Source organism: Streptomyces deserti (genome assembly GCF_054782695.1).
On the sequence record NZ_BAAGRZ010000021.1, the window covers coordinates 1 to 19,627 of the forward strand.

The 19,627-nt window shown below is 70.6% G+C and carries 24 protein-coding genes; 8 read left to right on the plus strand and 16 right to left on the minus strand.

Features of this window, described 5'->3' with window-relative positions:
• The 4 genes from ACYVMZ_RS27740 to ACYVMZ_RS27755 form a co-directional block, all read right to left on the minus strand.
• On the minus strand, positions 1-457 hold a 457-nt coding region (locus ACYVMZ_RS27740; protein WP_461084318.1), incomplete at its 3' end, for a ParA family protein.
• A gap of 175 nt (positions 458-632) precedes the next feature.
• Entirely contained in the window at positions 633-1,208 is a 576-nt protein-coding gene (locus ACYVMZ_RS27745) for a helix-turn-helix domain-containing protein (RefSeq protein WP_461084320.1), read from the minus strand.
• Entirely contained in the window at positions 1,205-2,707 is a 1,503-nt protein-coding gene (locus ACYVMZ_RS27750; protein ID WP_461084322.1) for a helix-turn-helix domain-containing protein, read from the minus strand. Before ACYVMZ_RS27750 ends, ACYVMZ_RS27745 begins: the two co-directional genes overlap by 4 nt.
• 403 nt (positions 2,708-3,110) lie before the next feature.
• The gene (locus tag ACYVMZ_RS27755; protein ID WP_461084546.1) at positions 3,111-3,245 is read right to left on the minus strand and encodes a hypothetical protein; all 135 of its coding nucleotides are present in this window, start codon (positions 3,243-3,245) and stop codon (positions 3,111-3,113) included.
• Between the two features lie 90 nt (positions 3,246-3,335).
• On the opposite strand from ACYVMZ_RS27755, the gene ACYVMZ_RS27760 reads away from it, so the two are divergent.
• Entirely contained in the window at positions 3,336-4,121 is a 786-nt protein-coding gene (locus ACYVMZ_RS27760; RefSeq protein WP_461084324.1) for an SDR family oxidoreductase, read from the plus strand.
• Positions 4,122-4,294: 173 nt separating this feature from the next.
• Complete coding sequence (locus ACYVMZ_RS27765; RefSeq protein WP_461084326.1) at positions 4,295-5,866, plus strand: sodium:solute symporter family protein; 1,572 nt, start codon at positions 4,295-4,297, stop codon at positions 5,864-5,866.
• A 121-nt stretch (positions 5,867-5,987) separates the two neighbouring features.
• Here the strand turns inward: ACYVMZ_RS27765 and ACYVMZ_RS27770 are convergent, their stop codons facing one another.
• The 8 genes from ACYVMZ_RS27770 to ACYVMZ_RS27805 form a co-directional block, all read right to left on the minus strand.
• Positions 5,988-6,251, minus strand: a complete 264-nt coding sequence (locus tag ACYVMZ_RS27770; RefSeq protein WP_461084328.1) for a TM2 domain-containing protein — start codon at positions 6,249-6,251, stop codon at positions 5,988-5,990.
• Between the two features lie 233 nt (positions 6,252-6,484).
• Complete coding sequence (locus ACYVMZ_RS27775) at positions 6,485-6,916, minus strand: DUF2752 domain-containing protein (protein WP_461084330.1); 432 nt, start codon at positions 6,914-6,916, stop codon at positions 6,485-6,487.
• Positions 6,909-7,367, minus strand: coding sequence for a TM2 domain-containing protein (locus ACYVMZ_RS27780; protein ID WP_461084332.1), 459 nt, complete (start codon positions 7,365-7,367; stop codon positions 6,909-6,911). The genes ACYVMZ_RS27775 and ACYVMZ_RS27780 overlap by 8 nt, the downstream gene beginning before the upstream one ends.
• A 107-nt stretch (positions 7,368-7,474) precedes the next feature.
• Positions 7,475-8,590 (minus strand): ADP-ribosylglycohydrolase family protein, encoded by a 1,116-nt coding sequence (locus tag ACYVMZ_RS27785; RefSeq protein ID WP_461084334.1) that lies wholly within the window; start codon positions 8,588-8,590, stop codon positions 7,475-7,477.
• A 135-nt stretch (positions 8,591-8,725) separates the two neighbouring features.
• Positions 8,726-8,986 carry a hypothetical protein gene (locus tag ACYVMZ_RS27790; RefSeq protein ID WP_461084336.1) on the minus strand — a complete coding sequence of 87 codons (261 nt, stop codon included), beginning with the start codon at positions 8,984-8,986 and terminating at the stop codon, positions 8,726-8,728.
• On the minus strand, positions 8,983-9,330 hold the full coding sequence (locus ACYVMZ_RS27795) for a hypothetical protein (RefSeq protein ID WP_461084338.1): 348 nt from the start codon (positions 9,328-9,330) through the stop codon (positions 8,983-8,985). The genes ACYVMZ_RS27790 and ACYVMZ_RS27795 overlap by 4 nt, the downstream gene beginning before the upstream one ends.
• 101 nt (positions 9,331-9,431) lie before the next feature.
• Positions 9,432-10,250, minus strand: coding sequence for a helix-turn-helix domain-containing protein (locus ACYVMZ_RS27800; protein ID WP_461084341.1), 819 nt, complete (start codon positions 10,248-10,250; stop codon positions 9,432-9,434).
• A gap of 225 nt (positions 10,251-10,475) precedes the next feature.
• Positions 10,476-10,910 carry an ATP-binding protein gene (locus tag ACYVMZ_RS27805; protein ID WP_461084343.1) on the minus strand — a complete coding sequence of 145 codons (435 nt, stop codon included), beginning with the start codon at positions 10,908-10,910 and terminating at the stop codon, positions 10,476-10,478.
• A gap of 113 nt (positions 10,911-11,023) precedes the next feature.
• Here ACYVMZ_RS27805 and ACYVMZ_RS27810 point away from each other — a divergent pair, with 113 nt between their 5' ends.
• The 5 genes from ACYVMZ_RS27810 to ACYVMZ_RS27830 all read left to right on the plus strand — a co-directional run bounded on the left by ACYVMZ_RS27810 (position 11,024) and on the right by ACYVMZ_RS27830 (position 13,449).
• Positions 11,024-11,836, plus strand: a complete 813-nt coding sequence (locus tag ACYVMZ_RS27810; protein WP_461084345.1) for a helix-turn-helix domain-containing protein — start codon at positions 11,024-11,026, stop codon at positions 11,834-11,836.
• Positions 11,833-12,018, plus strand: a complete 186-nt coding sequence (locus ACYVMZ_RS27815; RefSeq protein WP_461084347.1) for a DUF397 domain-containing protein — start codon at positions 11,833-11,835, stop codon at positions 12,016-12,018. The genes ACYVMZ_RS27810 and ACYVMZ_RS27815 overlap by 4 nt, the downstream gene beginning before the upstream one ends.
• Positions 12,019-12,110: 92 nt before the next feature.
• Positions 12,111-12,605, plus strand: a complete 495-nt coding sequence (locus tag ACYVMZ_RS27820) for a DUF2165 domain-containing protein (RefSeq protein WP_461084349.1) — start codon at positions 12,111-12,113, stop codon at positions 12,603-12,605.
• A 32-nt stretch (positions 12,606-12,637) separates the two neighbouring features.
• The gene (locus ACYVMZ_RS27825; protein ID WP_461084351.1) at positions 12,638-13,099 is read left to right on the plus strand and encodes a prevent-host-death family protein; all 462 of its coding nucleotides are present in this window, start codon (positions 12,638-12,640) and stop codon (positions 13,097-13,099) included.
• Positions 13,096-13,449, plus strand: a complete 354-nt coding sequence (locus ACYVMZ_RS27830; RefSeq protein ID WP_461084353.1) for a hypothetical protein — start codon at positions 13,096-13,098, stop codon at positions 13,447-13,449. The genes ACYVMZ_RS27825 and ACYVMZ_RS27830 overlap by 4 nt, the downstream gene beginning before the upstream one ends.
• Positions 13,450-13,468: 19 nt before the next feature.
• On the opposite strand, the gene ACYVMZ_RS27835 is transcribed toward ACYVMZ_RS27830, so the two are convergent.
• The 4 genes from ACYVMZ_RS27835 to ACYVMZ_RS27850 form a co-directional block, all read right to left on the minus strand.
• Complete coding sequence (locus ACYVMZ_RS27835) at positions 13,469-14,035, minus strand: hypothetical protein (RefSeq protein WP_461084355.1); 567 nt, start codon at positions 14,033-14,035, stop codon at positions 13,469-13,471.
• Between the two features lie 81 nt (positions 14,036-14,116).
• Positions 14,117-16,702 (minus strand): bifunctional FO biosynthesis protein CofGH, encoded by a 2,586-nt coding sequence (locus tag ACYVMZ_RS27840; RefSeq protein WP_461084356.1) that lies wholly within the window; start codon positions 16,700-16,702, stop codon positions 14,117-14,119.
• A 74-nt stretch (positions 16,703-16,776) separates the two neighbouring features.
• Positions 16,777-16,917 (minus strand): hypothetical protein, encoded by a 141-nt coding sequence (locus tag ACYVMZ_RS27845; RefSeq protein ID WP_461084358.1) that lies wholly within the window; start codon positions 16,915-16,917, stop codon positions 16,777-16,779.
• A gap of 126 nt (positions 16,918-17,043) precedes the next feature.
• Positions 17,044-17,913, minus strand: a complete 870-nt coding sequence (locus tag ACYVMZ_RS27850) for an LLM class F420-dependent oxidoreductase (RefSeq protein ID WP_461084360.1) — start codon at positions 17,911-17,913, stop codon at positions 17,044-17,046.
• Between the two features lie 186 nt (positions 17,914-18,099).
• Here ACYVMZ_RS27850 and ACYVMZ_RS27855 point away from each other — a divergent pair, with 186 nt between their 5' ends.
• Positions 18,100-19,608, plus strand: coding sequence for a CehA/McbA family metallohydrolase (locus ACYVMZ_RS27855; RefSeq protein WP_461084362.1), 1,509 nt, complete (start codon positions 18,100-18,102; stop codon positions 19,606-19,608).
• Positions 19,609-19,627 lie beyond the last annotated feature (19 nt).

A 19,627-nucleotide genomic window follows, 5' to 3' on the forward strand; every position in this document is an offset into this window, starting at 1 on the left:
CGCGCTCGGCCTCGTCGAAGGTGGCCACGAGCTTGCGGCGCTCGATCTTGGTGGGGGCGACCGGCACGATCAGCCGGTTCGCCTCGGTAACAGCCTCGTGGAAGATGCGGGCGCTGCCGCCGCCGGCGTCGACCACGATCGCGCCGAACTCGGCGCGCTTCTCACGGATGTGCTCGGCGATGTCGTCGAACGGGTACCGCTCGACGACCAGGTTGGCCGGGATCTCGAAGCCCTCGGCCTGGGCGACCTTGAACCAGTCGTAGGCGGACTGGCTGGTCGCGTCGGCGTCCAGCAACAGCGTCGGCAGGCCGAGGACGACGGCGTAGTACAGGGCGATGAACCAGGCGGAGGTGGTCTTGCCGGTGCCGCCCTTGAGCATGCCGACAACGATCACGAAGGCGTCCCAGGCGCTCGCTGTGGCCGCCGCCAGGGTCTTGATACGGGTGTTCTCGTTCACGTGTGCTTGATCTCCTGAAAGGGGGAAGGTGCGTTGACTTGTGCGGGTCGGCGAGAGGACCGACGTTGTTGATCGCCGCGTGTCAGCGACGGGGGTGCCCGTGCCGCGGGGCTGCGTCCGGGATGGCACACGGTCGGCTTCTCGATGTGTTGGGCACGTGCGAGGACGGAGGCGTTCATGGCTGCTTCCCCGTGTTGCGGGCCGGGCCGTGGTGGTGCTGGGGACGCATGCGGGTGCCTGCTTGGTGCAGGAGCCGGTAGACGGTGGCGACGGAGTAGCTGCACTCCTTGGCGAGGTCCGGGACCGCGGCGCCGGCCTCGTACCGTGCCCGCAAGGACAGCGCGAGCTTCTGCCGCTCAGGAGCCCGCGCTGCGACGCGCATCCGCAGCGTCTGCTGCGTGGTGCGCGGGATGCCTCCGGCCTCGATCAGCAGACGCCGCGCGGCACGCCTCGTCACCGCCCCCGCTGCGGCCAGTTCGGTGAGGGTCGCGCCGTGCTGCTCATAAAGGGTGCGCAGACGGGACGCGAGACGGCGGCGTGCCTGTCCGTCCTCGCGCATCCTGCGGGTCTGCCAAGGAGTGCGCATCACGGTCCCGGCCTCACGCAGGCGGTTAAGGACCGTTCCGTAGGACAGGCCGCTGGCGGCGACGAGTTCGTCGACCGTGGCGCCGGACTCGTACTGCTCGCGCAGGGTTGCCAGGGCCACCGGCTCACTCTCGATCGCTGTCGCTGGGGTGTGCTGTGGGTTCATGCGGCGGAGTTCCATTCGCTGAGGGCTTCGGCATGGGCAGCGGCCAGCTCGTCATAGGTGCGCTGGTCAGCGAGGGTGATGAGGATCAGTCGGCCATCGGTGGCCACCCGCCAATCGGCGGCCGGGCGACCGGTGAACGGATCGAGGACGGCTCCGCCCGGGGCGTGCCAGGCGGGCGGGATCTCGTCGGGCCGTGGCGCCGGGACCAGGACCTGCCGCCCGTCGCGGACGATCACCACGGCCTTGCTGCGGTGCTCCGCGAACCGGTCCAGTGCCTCTCGGTAGGCGGCGCGCTCGGCCGCGTGCAGCGCCTTGCGTCGGGCCGCGACGCCGACGGTGCCGTGGCACTTGGCAACGTCGTCCCAGCCGTGTGCCGGCTGGGCGTGCGGGCCGGTCGTAGCGTCCGGCAGGCCGGTGCCGATGCCCTCCAGGGCACGGGGGGCGAGGGTCCACGTCTCCCCGTGGTGGTGCACGAGGCCGTGGTCGGCCAGGCGTCGCAGGGTCCGGTAGGCGGTGGCGCGGGAGACCGAGGAGGTGCCGACGAGTTCGCTAACGGTCTGGGCCGGGCGGACGTGCAGCGCTCCGATGATCATGAGTGCGGAGCTGCCGAGGCCGTGGTGGGCGAAGGCGTCGTGGCCCATCAGCCGGCCGATGATGGTGGAGTCGATGTCGGCGGTCGTGGCTGTCTCAGGGGTGGGCCACTCCTCAAGTGCCGGGTCGGGGGGGTACTGAGTGGTCCGGAGACGAGACAGCGGTACCGGGACGGCCTGGTGGGCGGAGCCGTCGTCGAGGTACCAGGTGGAGCCCTCCCGGCCGTGGCCGACCCGCAGGCGGCGCAGCCATCCCTGGGGCTTGAGGATCGTCTCGTAGACGGCCCGCAGGGTGGTGCGGGAGACGCCGGCTTCCTCGGCGGTCTGCCGCTCGCTAGCGTGGTGCAGCGGGCCGCCCGCGATCTCGGCGAAGGTCAGATGCGCCCGCAGCACCCGCAGCGCGGTCCGCCCCCGCTCCCCGCGCCAAGGCGTCGTCTCGATGCGATCCCGCAGCGCGGCAAGGACCTCGTGTGCCTGGTGGCGCGATTCCAGCAGCCGGGTGCTGCCGACTGCGGCCGAGGCGCTGGTCCACACCCGTCGGATGTAGTCCAGGGCGCGCGCCTGACCGGAGCGCAGCGCGATGTGCCGGGCATGCCGACCGCCCTCGTGGTCGGGGTGTAGCAGCAGCCGAGTCAGCTGGTCGAAGGTTCCGCCGGCGCGGGCCACATGGCAGGCAATGGCCGATGTGATCCGGTGACCGTGCTCGGCGGCGCCCTGGCGGTCCTCACGCAGGACCAGAGTGCGGCCATCGGAGCCGAGCCGGCTGTAGCTGCCCGTGGCGTAGCGGCCGGTGAGGTCGCCGAGCAGGATGAGCTCGGCAGCAGCCGAAGGGAGTTGGTGGAGGCCCTGTCGGCCGAACGGGTGAGGGATCTGTCGTTGTGGTTCTGCCTGGTGGATGGGGTGTGGCACGGTGGGGTCGTCTCGCAAGGACAGGGGACGCCACCCAGGGCCCGCTAAAACCACGGGTGGTGTCCGGAACCGACCTCCAATCGGTGCCAGCGAAGCCTCCAGGATGGCCGTCCTGGGGGCGTTCGTATGCCTGGCTCCGCTGTGGAGGCAGGCGTCCCCATCGCGGCTCGACCGGGGTGAAGCGAAGAGCGTCGAGGTTGTTCCCTGATTGACCCGGCCAACTCGGGTCCGCTCGGAGCCAGTTCAGAGGGATCGCCTCTGACTGCCTCCGAGCGGCCCGGGTCGAACCGGGGTCGAATCAGAGCGTTTCCCTCTGACTGCCTCCGATCGCCTCTGCAACCCGTCCTAGCAGGTCACAGCCGTTTCGACTGCCATAAGCCCAGGTCAGAGGGGTGCTCCGGAATTACCAGCGGTTGTAGGCGTACTCGTGGCCGGGGTGCGGTTCGACCAGGGTGATCAGCGCGTGGCCGGGGCGGGTGCCGTAGGGGCCGACGGCGGCCAGTTCGGCGTACCGCTCGCTGCGGGTGTCTTCGGGCATGGGGTCCCCCTTCCTTCCTCCGCCGTACGCCCATACTCTGACGGTCCGTCAGATAATGCGCCAGAGTTCCAGGAGTCCGGAGGTGGCCTCATGGCACTGCTCGCGGGCAGGACCGTCGTCGTGTCGGGCGTGGGCGCGGGGCTCGGGCGGCAGGTCGCGGCGGCCGTCGTGCGGGACGGGGGCAACGCGGTGCTCGGGGCGCGCACGCAGGCGAACCTGGCGAAGACGGCCGCCGACCTCGACCCGGACGGGGCGCACACGGCCTACCGGGCGGCCGACATCACCGACGAGGGGCAGTGCGCGGCGCTGGCGTCCCTGGCGCGGGAGCGGTTCGGCCGGATCGACGCGGTCGTCCATGTGGCCGCCCTGGACGGCTACTTCGGCGGTCTGGAGGACGCGGACTTCACGGCCTGGCAGCGGGTCCTCGACGTGAACCTGCTGGGCACGCTGCGGATGACCCGGGCGTGCCTGCCGGCGCTGAAGGTGCGCGGCGGCTCGGTCGTCTTCGTCGGGACGCAGTCGGCGGTGGCGGCCCCCTCTCAGGTGCGGCAGGCGGCGTACGCGGCCTCGAAGGGTGCGCTGACCAGCGCGATGTACTCGCTGGCGCGGGAGCTCGGGCCGTACCGGATCCGGGTCAACACCGTGCTGCCGGGCTGGATGTGGGGGCCGCCGGTGCAGGCGTACGTACGGTGCACGGCGCGGGCCGAAGGGGTTCCGCAGGATGTGGTGCGGGGAAGACTGACGGACCGTATGGCCCTTCCGGACCTGGCGACGGACGCGGACGTGGCGGACGCGGCGGTGTTCCTGGCCTCGGACCGGGCGCGGGCGATCACGGGCCAGTCGCTGTTGGTCAACGCGGGTGAACTGATGCGCTGAGACGGCACTTTCCGGCCACGCCGGAGCCTCTGCGGAGATTCATATACGTAAACGGAAGTCATCAAGCAGAACTTTTTTACGGTGTCTTGACCTTCCTCTCGCTTGCCGTGGGCACGGCACCCAACCCAGAGTTCACATGCCTGACCCTGGCGGCGAACCCTGGAAGGGGACACATGAACGGTCTCGACTGGGCCGTGCTCATCGGCTACTTCGCCGTGATGGTCGCGATCGGCGTCTGGTCGCACAAGCGGGTGGACAACGTCAGCGACTTCTTCACGGCCGGCGGCAAGATGCCCTGGTGGCTGTCCGGCATCTCGCACCACATGTCGGGCTACAGCGCGGTGATGTTCACGGGCTACGCGGGCATCGCCTACACGTATGGCGTCACGTCGTTCGTGACCTGGTCCTTCCCCATCGCCCTCGGTATCGCCATCGGGTCGAAGCTGTTCGCGCCGCGCATCAACCGGCTGCGCTCCCGGCTCCGTGTGGCCTCCCCGCTGGAGTATCTGAAGAATCGTTACGACCTCAAGACCCAGCAGGCGCTGGCCTGGTCCGGCATGCTGCTGAAGATCGTGGACGTGGGCGCGAAGTGGGCCGCGATCGCCACGCTGCTGTCCGTCTTCACCGGTATCTCGCTCAACCAGGGCATCCTCATCACCGGCGGCATCACCGCGATCTACTGCACCATCGGCGGCCTGTGGGCGGACGCGCTGACCGAACTCGGCCAGTTCGTCATCCAGTTGCTGGCCGGCATCGCGATGCTCGTGGCGGTGTGGGTACGGCTCGACGACCACGGCGGCTTCTTCGGCGTGTGGGACCAACCCGAACTCCACGGCCACGAGAAACCGCTGGTGGGCCCGTACGGCACGGTGTTCCTGCTCGCGTTCCTGTTCATCAAGCTCTTCGAGTACAACGGCGGCATGCTCAACCAGGCGCAGCGCTACATGGCCACGCCCAACGCCCGCGAGGCCGAGCGCTCGGCACGGCTGTCGGCGATCCTGTGGCTGGTCTGGCCGCTGGTGCTGTTCTTCCCCATGTGGATGTCGCCGCTGCTGGTGGAGTCGCAGAAGGCGGACGGTTCGGACTCGTACGCGCTGATGACCGAACAGCTGCTGCCGCACGGCCTGTTGGGCCTGGTCATCGTCGGCTTCTTCTCGCACACGATGGCCATGTGCTCCTCCGACGCCAACGCCATCGCGGCCGTCTTCACCCGTGACTGCGCACCGGTGATCTGGGCCAGGGCACGGACGTGGAGCGAGGGCCAGGGCCTGCGCGTGGCGCGGATCGCGACGGTCGTCTTCCTCGGTCTGTCCATGGCGGCGGCGACCCAGGTCAACTCCCCCACGTTCAAGGACATCATCACCGTCGTCATCAAGTGGGTGGCCGGGCTGATGGGCCCGATGGCGATCCCGATGATGCTGGGCCTGCTGCGGCCGTTCCGCCGGTCCGGTCCGACGGCCGCGCTGGTCAGCTGGTCGATGGGTCTGCTGGCCTTCTGGCTGGTGAACTACCCGATCCACTGGAACGTCGACGGCGGTGTGCCGCTGCAGTTCCAGGTGTCGATCCCGCTCGCGGTGTCGCTGATTCTGTACATCCTGATCGGCTTCGTGAAGCCGGAGGACACCCCGGAGCGGCTGGCGATCATCGAGAAGATCAACACGGACGGGGACGGCGCTGCGGCTGCGGCGATTCCGGCGCCCGCGGGTGGTGTGGAAGACCCGGTGCGGACGACGGTGAAGGACTGAGTCGGTGCAGAACTGAGCCGGTGCAGAACTGACACCCATCGACGGCAGGGCGAGGGCCCCGCCTCCCGCGGGGAGTGGGGCCCTCGCTGTGCCGTGTGCGGTCGTGCGCCGCGGCCCGTGTTCAGCCGCGCAGGACGCGGCCCTGCTTGTCGGTGCGGTCGTTGCTGGTCAGGAAGAGGATGCCGTCGATCAGCGCCCAGATGCCCAGCCCGCCGCAGGTGAACAGCTGGGCGATACCCACGCCGACGGAGCCGACGTAGAAGCGCCCGATGCCCAGGGTGCCGAGGAAAAGCTGGAGGATGCCGGCGACGATCTTCGACTTGTCGGAGTACGGGCGGCCCTGCGGGTCAACTCCGTAGGGGGCTTCGGGGGTGGGGACGGTCATAACGAACTGCTCCTGGATGTGCTGCGAGAGACCGGAACAGGCTGCTCCGGTGCCAGGGCGAATGCCGTCAGAGTGTCGTGACAACCTCGGCCGTGTCCTGAACACGGTGCTGTGTGGCCCCGATCCCGCCCGGTGATCCCCCTGTGACCAGTGATCTTAGAGAGACACACGCCGTGGAGGGAGTGGCGGGAACTGATTGTTCCTCTTCCGTGATCAGGTGGGGCACCCTCTTGTCACCCCTGGACCACGTTGCGGACCACCGTCCACGTCACCGCCGCCGCCAGGATCACCGCCTGCGCCCGGCGGCCGAGCCGGGGGCGCCAGCGCCGGCCGCGCAGTCCCTCCCAGATCCAGCGCCCGAGCAGCGCCAGCGCGTACGGCGAGGCGAGCAGCAGGGCCCTGTTGTCCAGCCAGGCGTCGGTGAACTGGCCGTGCATCAGGTCGTACGCCATGCGGGTGCCGCCGCAGGCCGGGCAGAGCAGCCCGGTGACGAGGCGGAACGGGCACCGCGGCAGGAGGTGGCCGGGCTCGTGCGGGTCGGTGACGTAGAGGTAGGCGGCGCCGACCGCCCCGGCGGCGAGCACGGCGAGGGGTGCCGCCGCCGGGTGCGTCGGGAGGAACCGGCGCGCCGCGGCGGGCCCGTCCGGACCCGCCGCGTCAGCCACGCAGGACCCGCCCGTCGGAGTCGGTGTTGTTGTTGCCGGTCAGCAGGATGATTCCGTCGATCAGCGCCCAGATGCCCAGCCCGCCGCAGGTGAACAGCTGGGCGAGGCCCAGGCCGACGTTGCCGAGGTAGAAGCGTCCGACGCCGAAGGTGCCGAGGAAGAGCTGCAGGACACCCGCGACGATCTTGGACTTGTCGGAGTACGGGCGACCGTAAGGGTCATAGCCGTAGGGCGCGTTGGGGTCGCCGGTGTAGGTGCCCGGCGGGACGGGGCCGGCGGGGTAGCCGCCCTGCGGGTACCCCTGCTGTGCGTAACCGCCCTGCGGGTAGCCCTGCTGGGGGTAGCCGTAGGGACCGGCCTGGCCGCCCGCCTGCGGCCCGGGGCCGGGATACCCGTATCCGGGCGGAGGGGACTGGGGCGGCTGGGGCGGCTGGTTCGGCTGTTCGGACACGTGGGGTTCTCCCGCCAGATACTCGTATGGGTGACTTGCATGATGAATGCAGCTCATCGTGCAGGAGCGCACCGGTGCGTGAAAAGCCAGGGCGCCGTCCGAGCCGGTCAAACCCTCGGATACCGGGCCAGCCAGGCCGGGCTGGACACCCCCGGGCCGTGCAGGGCGGGCCCCTGGGTCATCTCCATGGCGAAGTCGTCGGCGAGTTCCAGGATGGTCGGACGGCCCTCCAGCTCGGCCAGCCAGGCCGGCGGGAGTGCCGTCTCGCCGTGCAGGGCGCCGAGCAGGCCGCCGGTCAGCGCACCGGCCGCGGCGGAGGGCCCGTCCTGGTTGACGGCGAGGCACAGCCCGTGCCGGACGTCCTCCCCCACCAGCGCGCAGTACACGGCGGCGGCCACCAGCCCCTCCGCCGTACCCTCCCCCGTCAGCCGGGCCACTCGCTCCGGCGTCGGCATCCCCTGCCGTACGGCACCCAGCGCGTGCTGCAGCGCGTCGGACACCGGCTGGTGCCCGGGCCGGCCGGCCATCAGCGCCAGCGCCCGCTGCACGGCGCCGTCGAGACTGTCGCCCCGGGCCAGCGCCTGCACGATCACGGCGTACGCGCCCGCCGCGAGGTACGCGGTGGGGTGCCCGTGGGTCTGCGCCGCGCACTCCACGGCGAGCTGCACGACCAGCTGCGGCTCCCACCCCACCAGCAGCCCGAAGGGCGCGGAACGCGCGGCGGCCTCGGGCCCCGGCTCACCCGGGTTCTTGGGCGCGTCGAGGGTGCCCATGGTCTGGTCGCCGAGCCCCAGCAGCAGCGCACGGCTGGGATCCCGCCGGGCGTAGAGCCACTCCTCCCGCGCCAGCCACCCGTCGTCCTTGCGCCGCTCGTCGGGCCCCCAGTCGCGCTGGGTGGCGGCCCAGCGCAGATACGCCCGGTGCAGATCGGTCGGCGGATGCCAAGCTCCGGTGTCTCTGCGCACCTGGGCGCGTATCAGCCCGTCCACGGAGAAGAGCGTCAGCTGCGTGAGGTGGGTGATGGCACCGCGTCTGCCGTACGCGGGGGCCAGGTCGACCAGCCCCTCCGCCCCGTACGCCTCCCGGATCCCGGCCAAGCCGAGCCCGTCGACCGGCGCACCCAGCGCATCCCCGACGGCCACGCCCAGCAGCGTCCCGCGCACCCGGCTGCGGAAGTCCTGCTGCTCGGTACGTCCCCAGACGGCACCAGCTGTCGCACTCACCTAGTCCTCCCAGGGGCACCGTCCGTACGTACGACAGCTCAGCACTGTAATCGAACGGGGACGGGGGGTTCAGGTGGTGTGGTATGCGGGATGTGGCCGGGATCGTTGTCTTGGGTGGTCGTGAGTGGTCAGCTGTCAGCCGTACCAGGTGACATTGCAGACGTAGACGCACTCATGGCGCGGCACGGCCAGGAAGCTGATGAAGCCACGCCCGCCGAGGATGTCGAACTCTCGCAACCCACCCTCCCGGTCGAAGGGCCTGCCGACCCTCACGGAGTCATGGCCGAGCGCGGCCGGCTCGGCGGCAAGCCGCTCGACCTCCGCCACCACTCCGAGCGCCAATCCGCCAGTGACGTACTCGGCACTCGGGTTGTAGTCCCAGGACCAGTCGGTCACAGGCCTGCCTCTGCCTCCGCGACCTCCCGGATCGCGCGAATCTCGGCGATGGCCTCCGACGGGTCCTGTTCGCCGGCGTCCACGATCCGTTCCAGCTCCCGCAGGCGCGCGGCACGCACAGGGTGTCGTTCGATCGCGACGAACACGGCCCACGAGTGCACGAAGGCGCGCAGGGGCGCCAAGCTCTGGGTCTGCTGGGCGTGGGTCGTGGCTTCGAAGAGGTGCTGCGTGAGGGCTGGAAGTCGGCTGGGTGCAATCCGGGCGACCGCGTCCCGCAGCGCGTCCGCAGTCAGCTCAGGCATGGGGATCAGCGGTCCGTACGGGCCGTCGCTCTGAGCACTCACGGTGACCTCCGGTGCTGGTGGTTCGCTCCTCGTACGGTACCGGCGGAGGCTGCGGGACGCTGCTGAGACGGAGCAGGCCACATGACTCGTTCCGGGCATGGCTACGCCACCTGCCGCTCGGGCTGCTCGGTCGTCCGGCAGTCGCGGCAGCGGCCGGGGCGTGGTGCACGGAACGCGCGGTCGCAGCTGTCGCAGGTCTGGAGTGGGTCGGGTCGCGGGGCGGTCGTGGGGCGGGGTGGGACGGGGAGCGGTGGCGGCAGGAGGGCGGTGAGGCGGTGGGCGAGGAAGGCCGCCGGGTGCTGGATCGGTTCCTGGGGCAGGCCGGTCGTCAGGGTGCGCTGTACGGCCGTGACGGGCACACCTCGGTCCAGCCAGGTGGTGACGGCCGGGGCGAGGCGATGTACGTCGCGTTCGGTGAGGAGCAGACGGGAGTCCAGGGTGCGCAGGCCCGCGAGGAGGTCGGCGGCGGTGCGGTGCTGCGGCTGGGGAGCGGTGGTCGGTGCCTGCGGGGCGTGCGCCGCTGCCCGTCGGGGCCGCTCGGGTTCCGCAGCCGCGAGGGCCGCCGCGAGCCGTGGCCTGTTGTACGAGATGGTCCGGGTCACGACTCGGCCCGATTGAAGACGCTCCTTGGGGCGAGCCAGGTACCCGTGCGCCTCCAGCTCCCGCAGGGCCGCGGCGATCCGGATCTCCCCCTCGGGGAACTTCGCGGCCAGCGCCTTGATGCCGACCGGGGTCCCGGCGGGCAGCGACTGGATGTGGACCGCGAGACCGATCGCCGTCAGGGACAGCTCCGGGTGCTGGGCGAGGTGGTTTCCGACCACGACGAAGTGGTCGTGGTGCGGTTCGTTGACGTGCTCGACGCCGCCGGCGGAACGGCCGGACGAGGCGCGCGCGGGCGCGCTAGGCTGCTTGTCAGTCATCGGGAAGGCCTTTTCTTCCTCGGTGATCAGGCCCTCGCACTGGGATGGCAGTCCCGGCGGGGGCCGATGCATGTGTGCGGTTGTCGCGGCTGACGCTGCACGATGTAACACCCTCCGCGCCAGCCGAGTTGGTGATGTTCACCCTTGCGGGTGATCGACGGGGGCGGTGGGGGTGGGTTGGTTCTTTCCCCGGTTCTTTGGTCTTTGGCGTCGGGCCGGACCGGGTCATGGATCCGCGCGATCCGGGGCCAGTTCCGCCCACACCGTCTTGCCATGCGCAGGCGCCTCCTCGACGCCCCAACGGTCCGCGTACGCCGCGACGATCCGCAGGCCACGGCCTGCTTCCGCGTCCTCGACCTCCGGGTCCGGGAGACACGGGATCCGGTCGCCCCGGGCGTCGGTCACCTCGATGCGCAGGGTGCGGTCCGCGTACAGCTTCATCCCCAGCCGGAAGTCCCTGCCCCGGACACGTCCATGCAGCACGGCGTTCGACGCCAGCTCGGCCACCACCTGCGCGGCGGCCTCGAACGGCTCACCCCAGTCGTCGAGTTGGCGCTCGGCGAGCAGACGGGCGAGTCGGGCACCTCTGCGAGTCGCGGACAGCTGGATCGAGAAGTGGCGGGTGGCGGCGGTGACTTGGCGGAGCGATTTCTGGCTCATGTCACCTAGCGTGGCCAGCTGTCCCTACTCTGAACAGCAACGACCTCGGTACGGAGAGTGACTGTCCGGGTGTGGATCGGGGTCGTACGGGTCGTACGTAGAGAGGGGACGGTGTGGAGGACGAGGAGGCCGCGGCCATCGTCAGGACGGTCGCACGGCAGATCAAGCTGTGGCGCGAGGCCGCCGGGCTGAAGCAGGCGGAGCTCGGCGCGGCGATCGGGTACGGCGAGGACATGGTCTCGTCCGTGGAACGGGGGCGGCGGATCCCGAAGCCGGACTTCCTGGACAAGGCCGATGAGGTGCTCGGGGCGGGCGGGAAGCTGGCCGCGATGAAGGAGGACGTGGAGAAGGCGCGGTATCCGAAGACGGTTCGGGATCTGGCCAAGCTGGAGGACGAGGCCGTCGAGCTAGGCGCCTACGCCAGCCACCACATCCATGGTCTCCTGCAGACGCCGGAGTACGCCCAGGCGTTGTACGCGATGCGACGCCCCGCCTATACGGAGGACGAGATGGAGCGTCTCGTCGCAGCCCGCATGGCACGGAAGGCCGTCTTCGATCGCGTACCCCGACCGCTGGTCACGTTCGTACAGGAAGAGGTGACACTACGACGGCCCCTCGGGAGCAGAATGGTGCTGCGACACCAGCTCGAACACCTGCTGGAGATGAGCCAGTTGAGGCACGTCGAGATCCAGGTGATGCCCACTGACTGCGAGGACCACGCGGGCATGGGCGGCTCGCTCCAACTCTTGAAACTCCGGAACGGCAAGACGCTCGGGCACACGGAGTCACAACTGCACAACCGGCTCATCAGTGATCCCCGGGAGGTCCAGATCCTGGAGATGCGCTATGGCATGATCCGGGCGCAAGCGCTCACACCCCAAGAATCGCTGGCCTTCATCGAGAAAGTACTGAAGTGGGAGACATGACCGCCCTGGAATGGTTCAAGAGCAGCTACAGCAGCAACGACGGCCCTGAGTGCGTCGAAGTCGCCATATCCCCCGCAACCCCCACCGTCCACGTCCGCGACTCCAAGAACAAGGACGGCGCCCGGCTCGCGTTCACGGATGCCACCTGGACGGAGTTCGTGGAGTTCGCGGCGGAACGCTGAACCTCAGGCGTGGCTGGGCGCCCCGGCGGCGCCCCCGTCGTATCTGGCTCAATGCCTACCGGGCGCCGAGGCCTGGGCGGAAAATGATCTGCATGACGACCACCCCACGCACCCTCTCCCTCACCGCGACCCTCCTCACCGCCTCCGTCGCCCTTTACATGGCCCTCGTCGCCTTCGGGAACATCACCGACTTCGGGACCAACCAGCAGTTCGTCAGACACGTGCTGGCCATGGACACCACCTTCAAGGACGACGACCTGATGTGGCGGGCGATCACCAGCAAGGGGATCCAGGACGCCGCCTACGTCGCGATCATCGTCTGGGAGACCGTCGCCGCGCTCGTCCTCATATACGGCACATGGCTGTGGGCCCGGCGTGACCACGCCCGCGCCCGCCGGTTCTCCACGTACGGCCTGCTGATGGTCCTGCTGCTGTTCGGTGCCGGGTTCATCGCGATCGGCGGTGAGTGGTTCGCGATGTGGCAGTCGGGCGACTGGAACGGGCTCGACGCGGCGACCCGGGTGTTCACGTTCAGCGGCATCGTGCTGGTCGTCAACCACCTGCCGTTCGGCCCGGCCCGCGATTGACTTCGGAACATGTTCCGAAGTACTTTCGGAACATGTCCACCCCCACAGTCGCGTTCTCCGAGCTGTCCAAGAACTCGAAGCGTGTCGCCGAAACGCTCGACCGGGCTCAGCGTGTGCACATCACCCGTCGGGACGGCGAGGACCTGTATCTGACGACGGCGCGCCATGACCAGCAGCGAGAGGAGACGGCGGACATCACGGCCCGCCTTCTGGCCGCCCTGGTGCGCAGTGATGCCGGCGAGCGGGCCATACTGCGTGCACTCCCCTCGGTGTTCCCGTGGGTCCGTCACCTGTCGGGGGACGAGCTGAAGCAGTTCGTGGCCGAGCTCATCGACGCCACGCACGACGCGGCCCAGTTGGACGTCCACGCCAATCTCCACCGCGTCGTCGTCGAGTGGCGCGCGACGGCACGGATCCTCGCCGACCCCGAGCTCACCGCGCAGCTCACCCGCCGCCTGCCGGACGAGGATCACGGCGAGGTGACCGCGCCGTGAGCCCCAAGCGCGGCGACGACGTCGCTCCACCGCCGGTGGGCGAGGAATGGCGTCTGCGATTCGCGACGAACGAGGCGGCGAAGGGATGGGGCGAACTGTGCGCGGAGGCTCCGGGCAACACCCGGCGCTGCTTCGAGGCGCTGCGCAGCGACCCGCTGTCCCGAGCGGATCCCGACCGTCAGCACCGGCTCCGCGGCCGTCTGGCCAGGGGTAACCTGGGCGGTCAGCCGTATCCCCAGTGGGAGTACGAGGTGACCGCAGGCGGTCGCGTGCGCTACCTCGTCGACGAGCAACGCCGAACCGTCCATCTGGTGTACGCCTCGCCCCGTCACCCCAAGGACACCGAATAGCCCCCTCAGCAGGCCTGCGCTACTTGACCACCACGACCGACGTCCCCGTCGTGCCGAAGGCCCACAGTGCCGAGCCGTCCGCCTTGGGCATGCGGATGCCGCCCGTCTGCGTGCCCGAGGCTGCGGGTCGGGGGGAGGAGCCGTCCACCGCGTTGGAGAAGGCGATGGAGAGGCCGTTCTTCGCGGTGAAGTAGAGGATGTGCTCGACCTGGACACCGTCCGAGCCGATCGTGGCCTCCGTGCGTTTCGAGACCGCGTACGTCCCCGGATCCGGGCTGACCGTCCCCGGCCACACCGCGAACGTGCGGCGCGTGGCGTCGCTCGCGTCGACCAGCCACACCCGCTTCCGCCCGAGCGAGTAGACGATGCGCCGGCCCGTGCCGGAGTCGTCCGGCACCACCGCCGGGGCCGACTCCTTCGGCCTCGGCTCCGCGCTCGCCGACGCCGAACTGCTCGGCCGGGCCGCCGTCGCGGTCGGGTGCGGGCCCTGGTCCGCCTGCACGGCGAGGACGGCCACCGCCGCGACCGCCCCCACGGTCAGTCCGGTCACCCAGGCCCACGAGGGAATTCGGGCAGGCACGGGCACGCATCTCCTCAGTCTCCGGCCCCAGTACCCAGCGATACGGGGGTCGGATCATCGTACCGATCCCCGTATCGTCCACTCGTCTCAGTCCAGCACCGGCAGCAGCTCCGGCAGATGCCCGTCGGACGCCTGCGCCGCCCGTTGCCGTTCCTCCGGGACCTCCCTGTACAGGGTGGTGCGCGGCCTGGCCGGGCGGCCGGCCGCCTCCGCGACCGCGATCAGGTCGCGGACCGACTTGTAGGAGCCGTAGGACGAGCCCGCCATACGGGAGATGGTCTCCTCCATCAGCGTGCCGCCCAGGTCGTTTGCGCCGGAGCGGAGCATCTCGGCCGCGCCGTCCGTGCCCAGTTTCACCCAGCTGGTCTGGATGTTGGGGATGTGCGGGTGCAGGAGCAGGCGGGCCATCGCCGTGACCGCGCGGTTGTCGCGGACGGTCGGGCCGGGACGGGCGATGCCCGCCAGGTACACGGGTGCGTTGGTGTGCACGAACGGCAGGGTCACGAACTCCGTGAAGCCGCCCGTCCGTTGCTGGATGCGGGCGAGGGTCCGCAGGTGGCCCAGCCAGTGGCGGGGCTGGTCGACGTGGCCGTACATCATCGTCGAGGACGAGCGGATGCCCAACTCGTGTGCCGTCGTGACGACTTCGATCCACGTGGCCGTGGGCAGCTTGCCCTTCGTGAGGATCCAGCGGACCTCGTCGTCGAGGATCTCCGCCGCCGTGCCCGGGATGGTGTCCAGGCCGGCCTCCTTGGCGGCCGTCAGCCACTCGCGGATGGACATGCCCGTCCGCGTCGCGCCGTTGACCACCTCCATGGGTGAGAAGGCGTGGACGTGCATGCCGGGGACGCGTTCCTTGACCGCCCGGGCGATGTCGAAGTACGCCGTGCCCGGCAGGTCGGGGTGGATGCCGCCCTGCATGCAGACCTCGACCGCGCCGACGTCCCAGGCCTGCTGGGCCCGGTCGGCGACCTGTTCCAGCGACAGCGTGTAGGCGTCGGCGTCCGTGCGGCGCTGCGCGAAGGCGCAGAAACGGCAGCCCGTGTAGCAGACGTTGGTGAAGTTGATGTTGCGGGTGACGATGTAGGTGACGTCGTCGCCCACCGCCGACTTGCGTACGTCGTCCGCGATCCGGCACAGGGCGTCCAGCGCCGGGCCGTCCGCGTGGAGCAGGGCCAGCGCCTCGTCGTCGGTCAGCCGCGTCGGGTCGTCGGCGGCCGTGCTGAGCGCGGCCCGTACGTCGGTGTCGATGCGCTCCGGTGTCATGCCGGGGACGGCCGCCTCGCGCAGGGCGCCCCAGTCGCCGTACACCTCGTCGAAGTCGTCGCGGCGGTCGGACGTACGCCCCTCGGTGTCGATCGACACGTGGAGGTCCGTACGGCCGGAGGGGACGAAGACCTCCTCCGGTTCCTGCCACGGCAGCCCCTGCGGCAACGCCTCGGGACGTGCCAGGCCCGTCTCCGGGTCGGCCAGCGCCGCCACGTGCGGGCGCAGCCGGGGGTCCAGCCAGGGCTCGCCGCGCTTCACGAACTCCGGGTAGACGCAGAGACGTTCCCGCAGGGAGAAGCCGGCGGCCGCGGACCGTTCGGCCAGTTCCTCGATCTGCGGCCAGGGGCGTTCGGGGTTGACGTGGTCGATGGTCAGCGGGGAGACGCCGCCCCAGTCGTCGATGCCGGCGTGGATCAGCCGCTCGTACTCGGAGTCGACCAGGTTCGGAGGGGCCTGCAGGCAGGCCGACGGGCCCATGATCAGGCGGGCGACCGCGACCGTGGCGACCAGTTCGTCCAGTTCCGCGTCGGGCATGCCACGCATCGCCGTGTCCGGTTTGGCACGGAAGTTCTGGATGATGAGTTCCTGGATGCCGTGGTAGGCGCGCGAGATCCTGCGCAGGGCGAAGAGGGATTCCGCCCGCTCCTCGTACGTCTCGCCGATGCCTATGAGGATCCCCGAGGTGAAGGGGACCGAGGAGCGGCCCGCGTCCTCCAGCACCCGCAGGCGTACGGCCGGTTCCTTGTCCGGGGAGCCGTGGTGCGGGCCGCCCGGCTCGGACCAGAGCCGGGTCGCCGTCGTCTCCAGCATCATGCCCATCGACGGCGCCACGGGCTTCAGTCGCTGGAAGTCGGTCCAGGTCATGACGCCCGGGTTCAGGTGGGGCAGCAGGCCCGTCTCCTCCAGGATGCGGATGGAGATGGCCCGTACGTAGGCGATGGTGTCGTCGTAGCCGTGGGCGTCGAGCCACTCGCGCGCCTCGGGCCAGCGGTCCTCGGGCTTGTCGCCGAGGGTGATCAGGGCTTCCTTGCAGCCGAGGGCGGCGCCACGCCGGGCGATGTCGAGCACCTCGTCGGGGGACATGAACATCCCGTGGCCCGCCCGGCGCAGCTTGCCGGGGACGGTGACGAAGGTGCAGTAGTGGCACTTGTCCCGGCACAGCCGGGTGAGGGGGATGAAGACGCTCTTCGAGTACGTGATGACGCCGGGCCGGCCCGCCGCCTCGAGGCCCGCGTCGCGCACCCGGGCGGCCGAGGCGGACAGGTCCTGAAGGTGCTCGCCACGGGCCTGGAGGAGGACCGTCGCCTCGGTGACGTCGAGGGAGACGCCGTCCCGGGCACGTTTGAGAGCGCGACGCATGGAGTTCTCGGTGGGGCCGGTTCCGGAGGTCGCGGAAGTCGTCATCCTTTGAGCATACGGTCGGGGTGATCAGGCGAGGCAGCGACGACTGCGACGGCTGCGATCGCGCGAGCGCCCTGTCAGTGGAAGGCCAGCCACCCGATGCCGAGGGCACAGGTGAGGCCGCCGGCGATCAGGGCTGCGGGCCGGTGGCGGCGCAGTGCGTAACCGAGCAGAAGGGCGGTGAGCAGGACGGCCACCGTGCCGATCGCGCCGTGCAACGGCCCTTTGCTGTAGCCGTACTCACCGAAATGCTGTGCAACCCACGCAAACCAGGCGATTCTCATGCGGCCCTCAGGATCAACAGCGCCGCGTCCCGGGGGTCTGGACAACAGTCAGCCAGTTTGTCATGTCCCGCCGTGTCGGCCGTCCGGGAGATACCCCGCATACGCGTCCAGCGCCCGCAGCACCTCCCCCTCCCCCGCCGACGGCAGCTGCACCACCACCTCCTTGATGCCGAGCTCGGCGTAGTGCGCGAGCTTGCCCGGGGTCGGGCGGACGGCGTACGGGACGACCTGGAGGGCGTCCGGGTCGCGGCCCGCGTCGGACCAGGCGGCGCGCAGGGCGGGCAGGGTCTCGGACAGGCCGCGCCCTCCGATGGGCAGCCAGCCGTCGGCGTACTCGCAGATGTGCGCGAACAGTTTCGGCCCGGCCGCGCCGCCGACCAGCGTGCGCGGGCCGATGACCGGGCCGCGCGGCTTCCGCACGGGCTTGGGATGGGCGAAGCTCGCGCGCACGCTCCCGAACTCGCCCTCGTAGGCGGTCGGTTCCTCCGCCCACAGCGCGCGCATCAGGGCCATCCGGTCGCGGACGAGCTCGCGTCGCGTGTGCCACCGCACACCGTGGTCGGCGGCCTCCTCGGCGTTCCAGCCGAAGCCGACGCCGAGGGTGAAGCGCCCGCCGGAGAGGTGGTCCAGGGTCGCGATCTGCTTGGCCAGGTCGATCGGGTCGTGCTGGGCGACCAGCGTGATGCCGGTGCCGAGGCCGAGCCGCTCCGTGACCGCCGCCGCCTGCCCGAGCGCGACGAACGGGTCGAGGGTGCGGCCGTACTCGCGCGGCAGCTCACCGCCCGCCGGGTAGGGGCTGGTCCGCTCGACGGGGATGTGCGTGTGCTCGGGCAGGTACAGCCCGGCGAAACCGCGCTGCTCCAGCTCGCGGGCGAGCCGGGCCGGGGTGATCGTCTCGTCGGTGAGGAAGATCGTGACGGCGATGTCCATGCCCCCTCTCTACCCGGCCCGACTCCCCCTGTCCATACCGACCAGTCGGCATCCGTAGCCGGATCTACCCCGGACAGCTTCCGATCCCCTTGCCGTGCACGGCAGTTCACGGCTCAATACGAGGGTTGCACGCACCACCCTGCACCACCCATGCCATGTCACCCACGACACCCTGGGAGCAGCAGCATGTGCGAGGACAACCACGGCCCAGTCGGCAGACGCGCCCTGTTCGTGACGGGCGCCGCCGCCGCGCTTACGTTGGGAAGCGTGAGCTTCGCTTCAGCGGCCGGACGGGACCGGCAGACGCGGACCGTGCGCGGCACCCTGCCGCCCGGGTCGCCCGACTTCGTGTACGTACCGGTCGAAGTCCCAGGCGGCGTACGGGAGATCAAGGTCGCCTACACCTACGACCGGCCCTCCGTCCCCGCCGGGACCACGGGCAACGCCCTCGACATCGGCATCTTCGACGAACGCGGCACCGAGCTCGGCGGCCGGGGCTTCCGGGGCTGGTCGGGCGGGGCGCGCACCGAGTTCTTCATCCGCGCGGACGACGCGACGCCCGGCTACCTCCCGGGCCCGGTGCGCGAGGGCACGTGGCACATCGCCCTCGGGCCGTACACGGTGGCCCCGCAGGGACTGTCGTACGAGATCACGATCACGCTCACCTACGGGGATCCCGGCGAGGTCGCCCGGCCGGTGTATCCGCCGGAGCGGGCCAAGGGGCGGGGCCGTGCCTGGTACCGGGGCGACTGCCATCTGCACTCCTGGTACTCCGACGGCCGCCGCACCCCGGCGGAGGTCGGGGCGCTGGCACGGGCGGCGGGCCTGGACTTCATCAACACCTCCGAGCACAACACGCACGCGGCGCACGCGCACTGGGCGGACGTGGCCGGTGACGACCTGCTGGTCCTGATGGGGGAGGAGGTCACGACCCGCAACGGGCACGTGGTGGCCCTGGGCACGGACCCGGGGACCTTCGTCGACTGGCGCTACCGGGCCCGCGACAACCGCTTCGGCCGGTTCGCCCGCCAGATCCGGCGGGCAGGCGGTCTCGTCGTACCCGCCCACCCGCACGCCACCTGCATCGGCTGCAACTGGAAGTTCGGCTTCGGCGAGGCCGACGCGGTGGAGGTGTGGAACGGCCCCTACACGCCCGACGACGAGGTGGCGCTCGCCGACTGGGACGGCATGCTGGTCGCCTCGGTGCGCTCGGGCTCCCGGTCCTGGATCCCGGCGATGGGCAACAGCGACGCCCACCGCGACCCGGACGTCGTCGGGCGCCCCCAGACGGTGGTGCTGGCCGACGACCTGACCCGGGAGGCGATCCAGGAGGGCATCCGCGCGGGCCGCTCGTACATCGCCGAGTCGAAGAACGTGACGCTGTCCTTCACGGCGAGCGGCGGCCGTGGCGAACACGCCGGAATCGGCGAGCGGCTGGAGGTGGACCGGGACACGCCGGTCACCGTGCGCCTGGAGGTCTCGGGCGCCCCCCGCTGCACGGTCCGCCTCGTGACGGACCAGGGCGTGCTGCACACCAGCGCCCCGCTCCCGGTGGCGGGCTCGGGCGTGGTCGAGTGGCGGGCGACGCCCTCGTACGCGGCGTACGTCCGCGCGGAGCTGCGGCACGAGACGGCGGCGGGACCGCTGCCGGGGGCGCTGGCGGCGTTCACCAACCCGATCTTCCTGGGGCGGTGAGACCGCTCGGCGGACGGTG

Excerpts from the sequence above, each read along its gene's own strand:
- ACYVMZ_RS27840 (WP_461084356.1), bottom strand. The coding sequence starts at position 16,702 with ATGACGACTTCCGCGACCTCCGGAACCGGCCCCACCGAGAACTCCATG.
- ACYVMZ_RS27850 (WP_461084360.1), bottom strand. The coding sequence starts at position 17,913 with ATGGACATCGCCGTCACGATCTTCCTCACCGACGAGACGATCACCCCG.
- ACYVMZ_RS27805 (WP_461084343.1), bottom strand. The coding sequence starts at position 10,910 with ATGAGCCAGAAATCGCTCCGCCAAGTCACCGCCGCCACCCGCCACTTC.
- ACYVMZ_RS27855 (WP_461084362.1), top strand. The coding sequence starts at position 18,100 with ATGTGCGAGGACAACCACGGCCCAGTCGGCAGACGCGCCCTGTTCGTG.
- ACYVMZ_RS27770 (WP_461084328.1), bottom strand. The coding sequence starts at position 6,251 with ATGACCGTCCCCACCCCCGAAGCCCCCTACGGAGTTGACCCGCAGGGC.
- ACYVMZ_RS27765 (WP_461084326.1), top strand. The coding sequence starts at position 4,295 with ATGAACGGTCTCGACTGGGCCGTGCTCATCGGCTACTTCGCCGTGATG.
- ACYVMZ_RS27815 (WP_461084347.1), top strand. The coding sequence starts at position 11,833 with ATGACCGCCCTGGAATGGTTCAAGAGCAGCTACAGCAGCAACGACGGC.
- ACYVMZ_RS27760 (WP_461084324.1), top strand. The coding sequence starts at position 3,336 with ATGGCACTGCTCGCGGGCAGGACCGTCGTCGTGTCGGGCGTGGGCGCG.
- ACYVMZ_RS27800 (WP_461084341.1), bottom strand. The coding sequence starts at position 10,250 with ATGACTGACAAGCAGCCTAGCGCGCCCGCGCGCGCCTCGTCCGGCCGT.
- ACYVMZ_RS27745 (WP_461084320.1), bottom strand. The coding sequence starts at position 1,208 with ATGAACCCACAGCACACCCCAGCGACAGCGATCGAGAGTGAGCCGGTG.
- ACYVMZ_RS27820 (WP_461084349.1), top strand. The coding sequence starts at position 12,111 with ATGACGACCACCCCACGCACCCTCTCCCTCACCGCGACCCTCCTCACC.
- ACYVMZ_RS27825 (WP_461084351.1), top strand. The coding sequence starts at position 12,638 with ATGTCCACCCCCACAGTCGCGTTCTCCGAGCTGTCCAAGAACTCGAAG.
- ACYVMZ_RS27755 (WP_461084546.1), bottom strand. The coding sequence starts at position 3,245 with ATGCCCGAAGACACCCGCAGCGAGCGGTACGCCGAACTGGCCGCCGTC.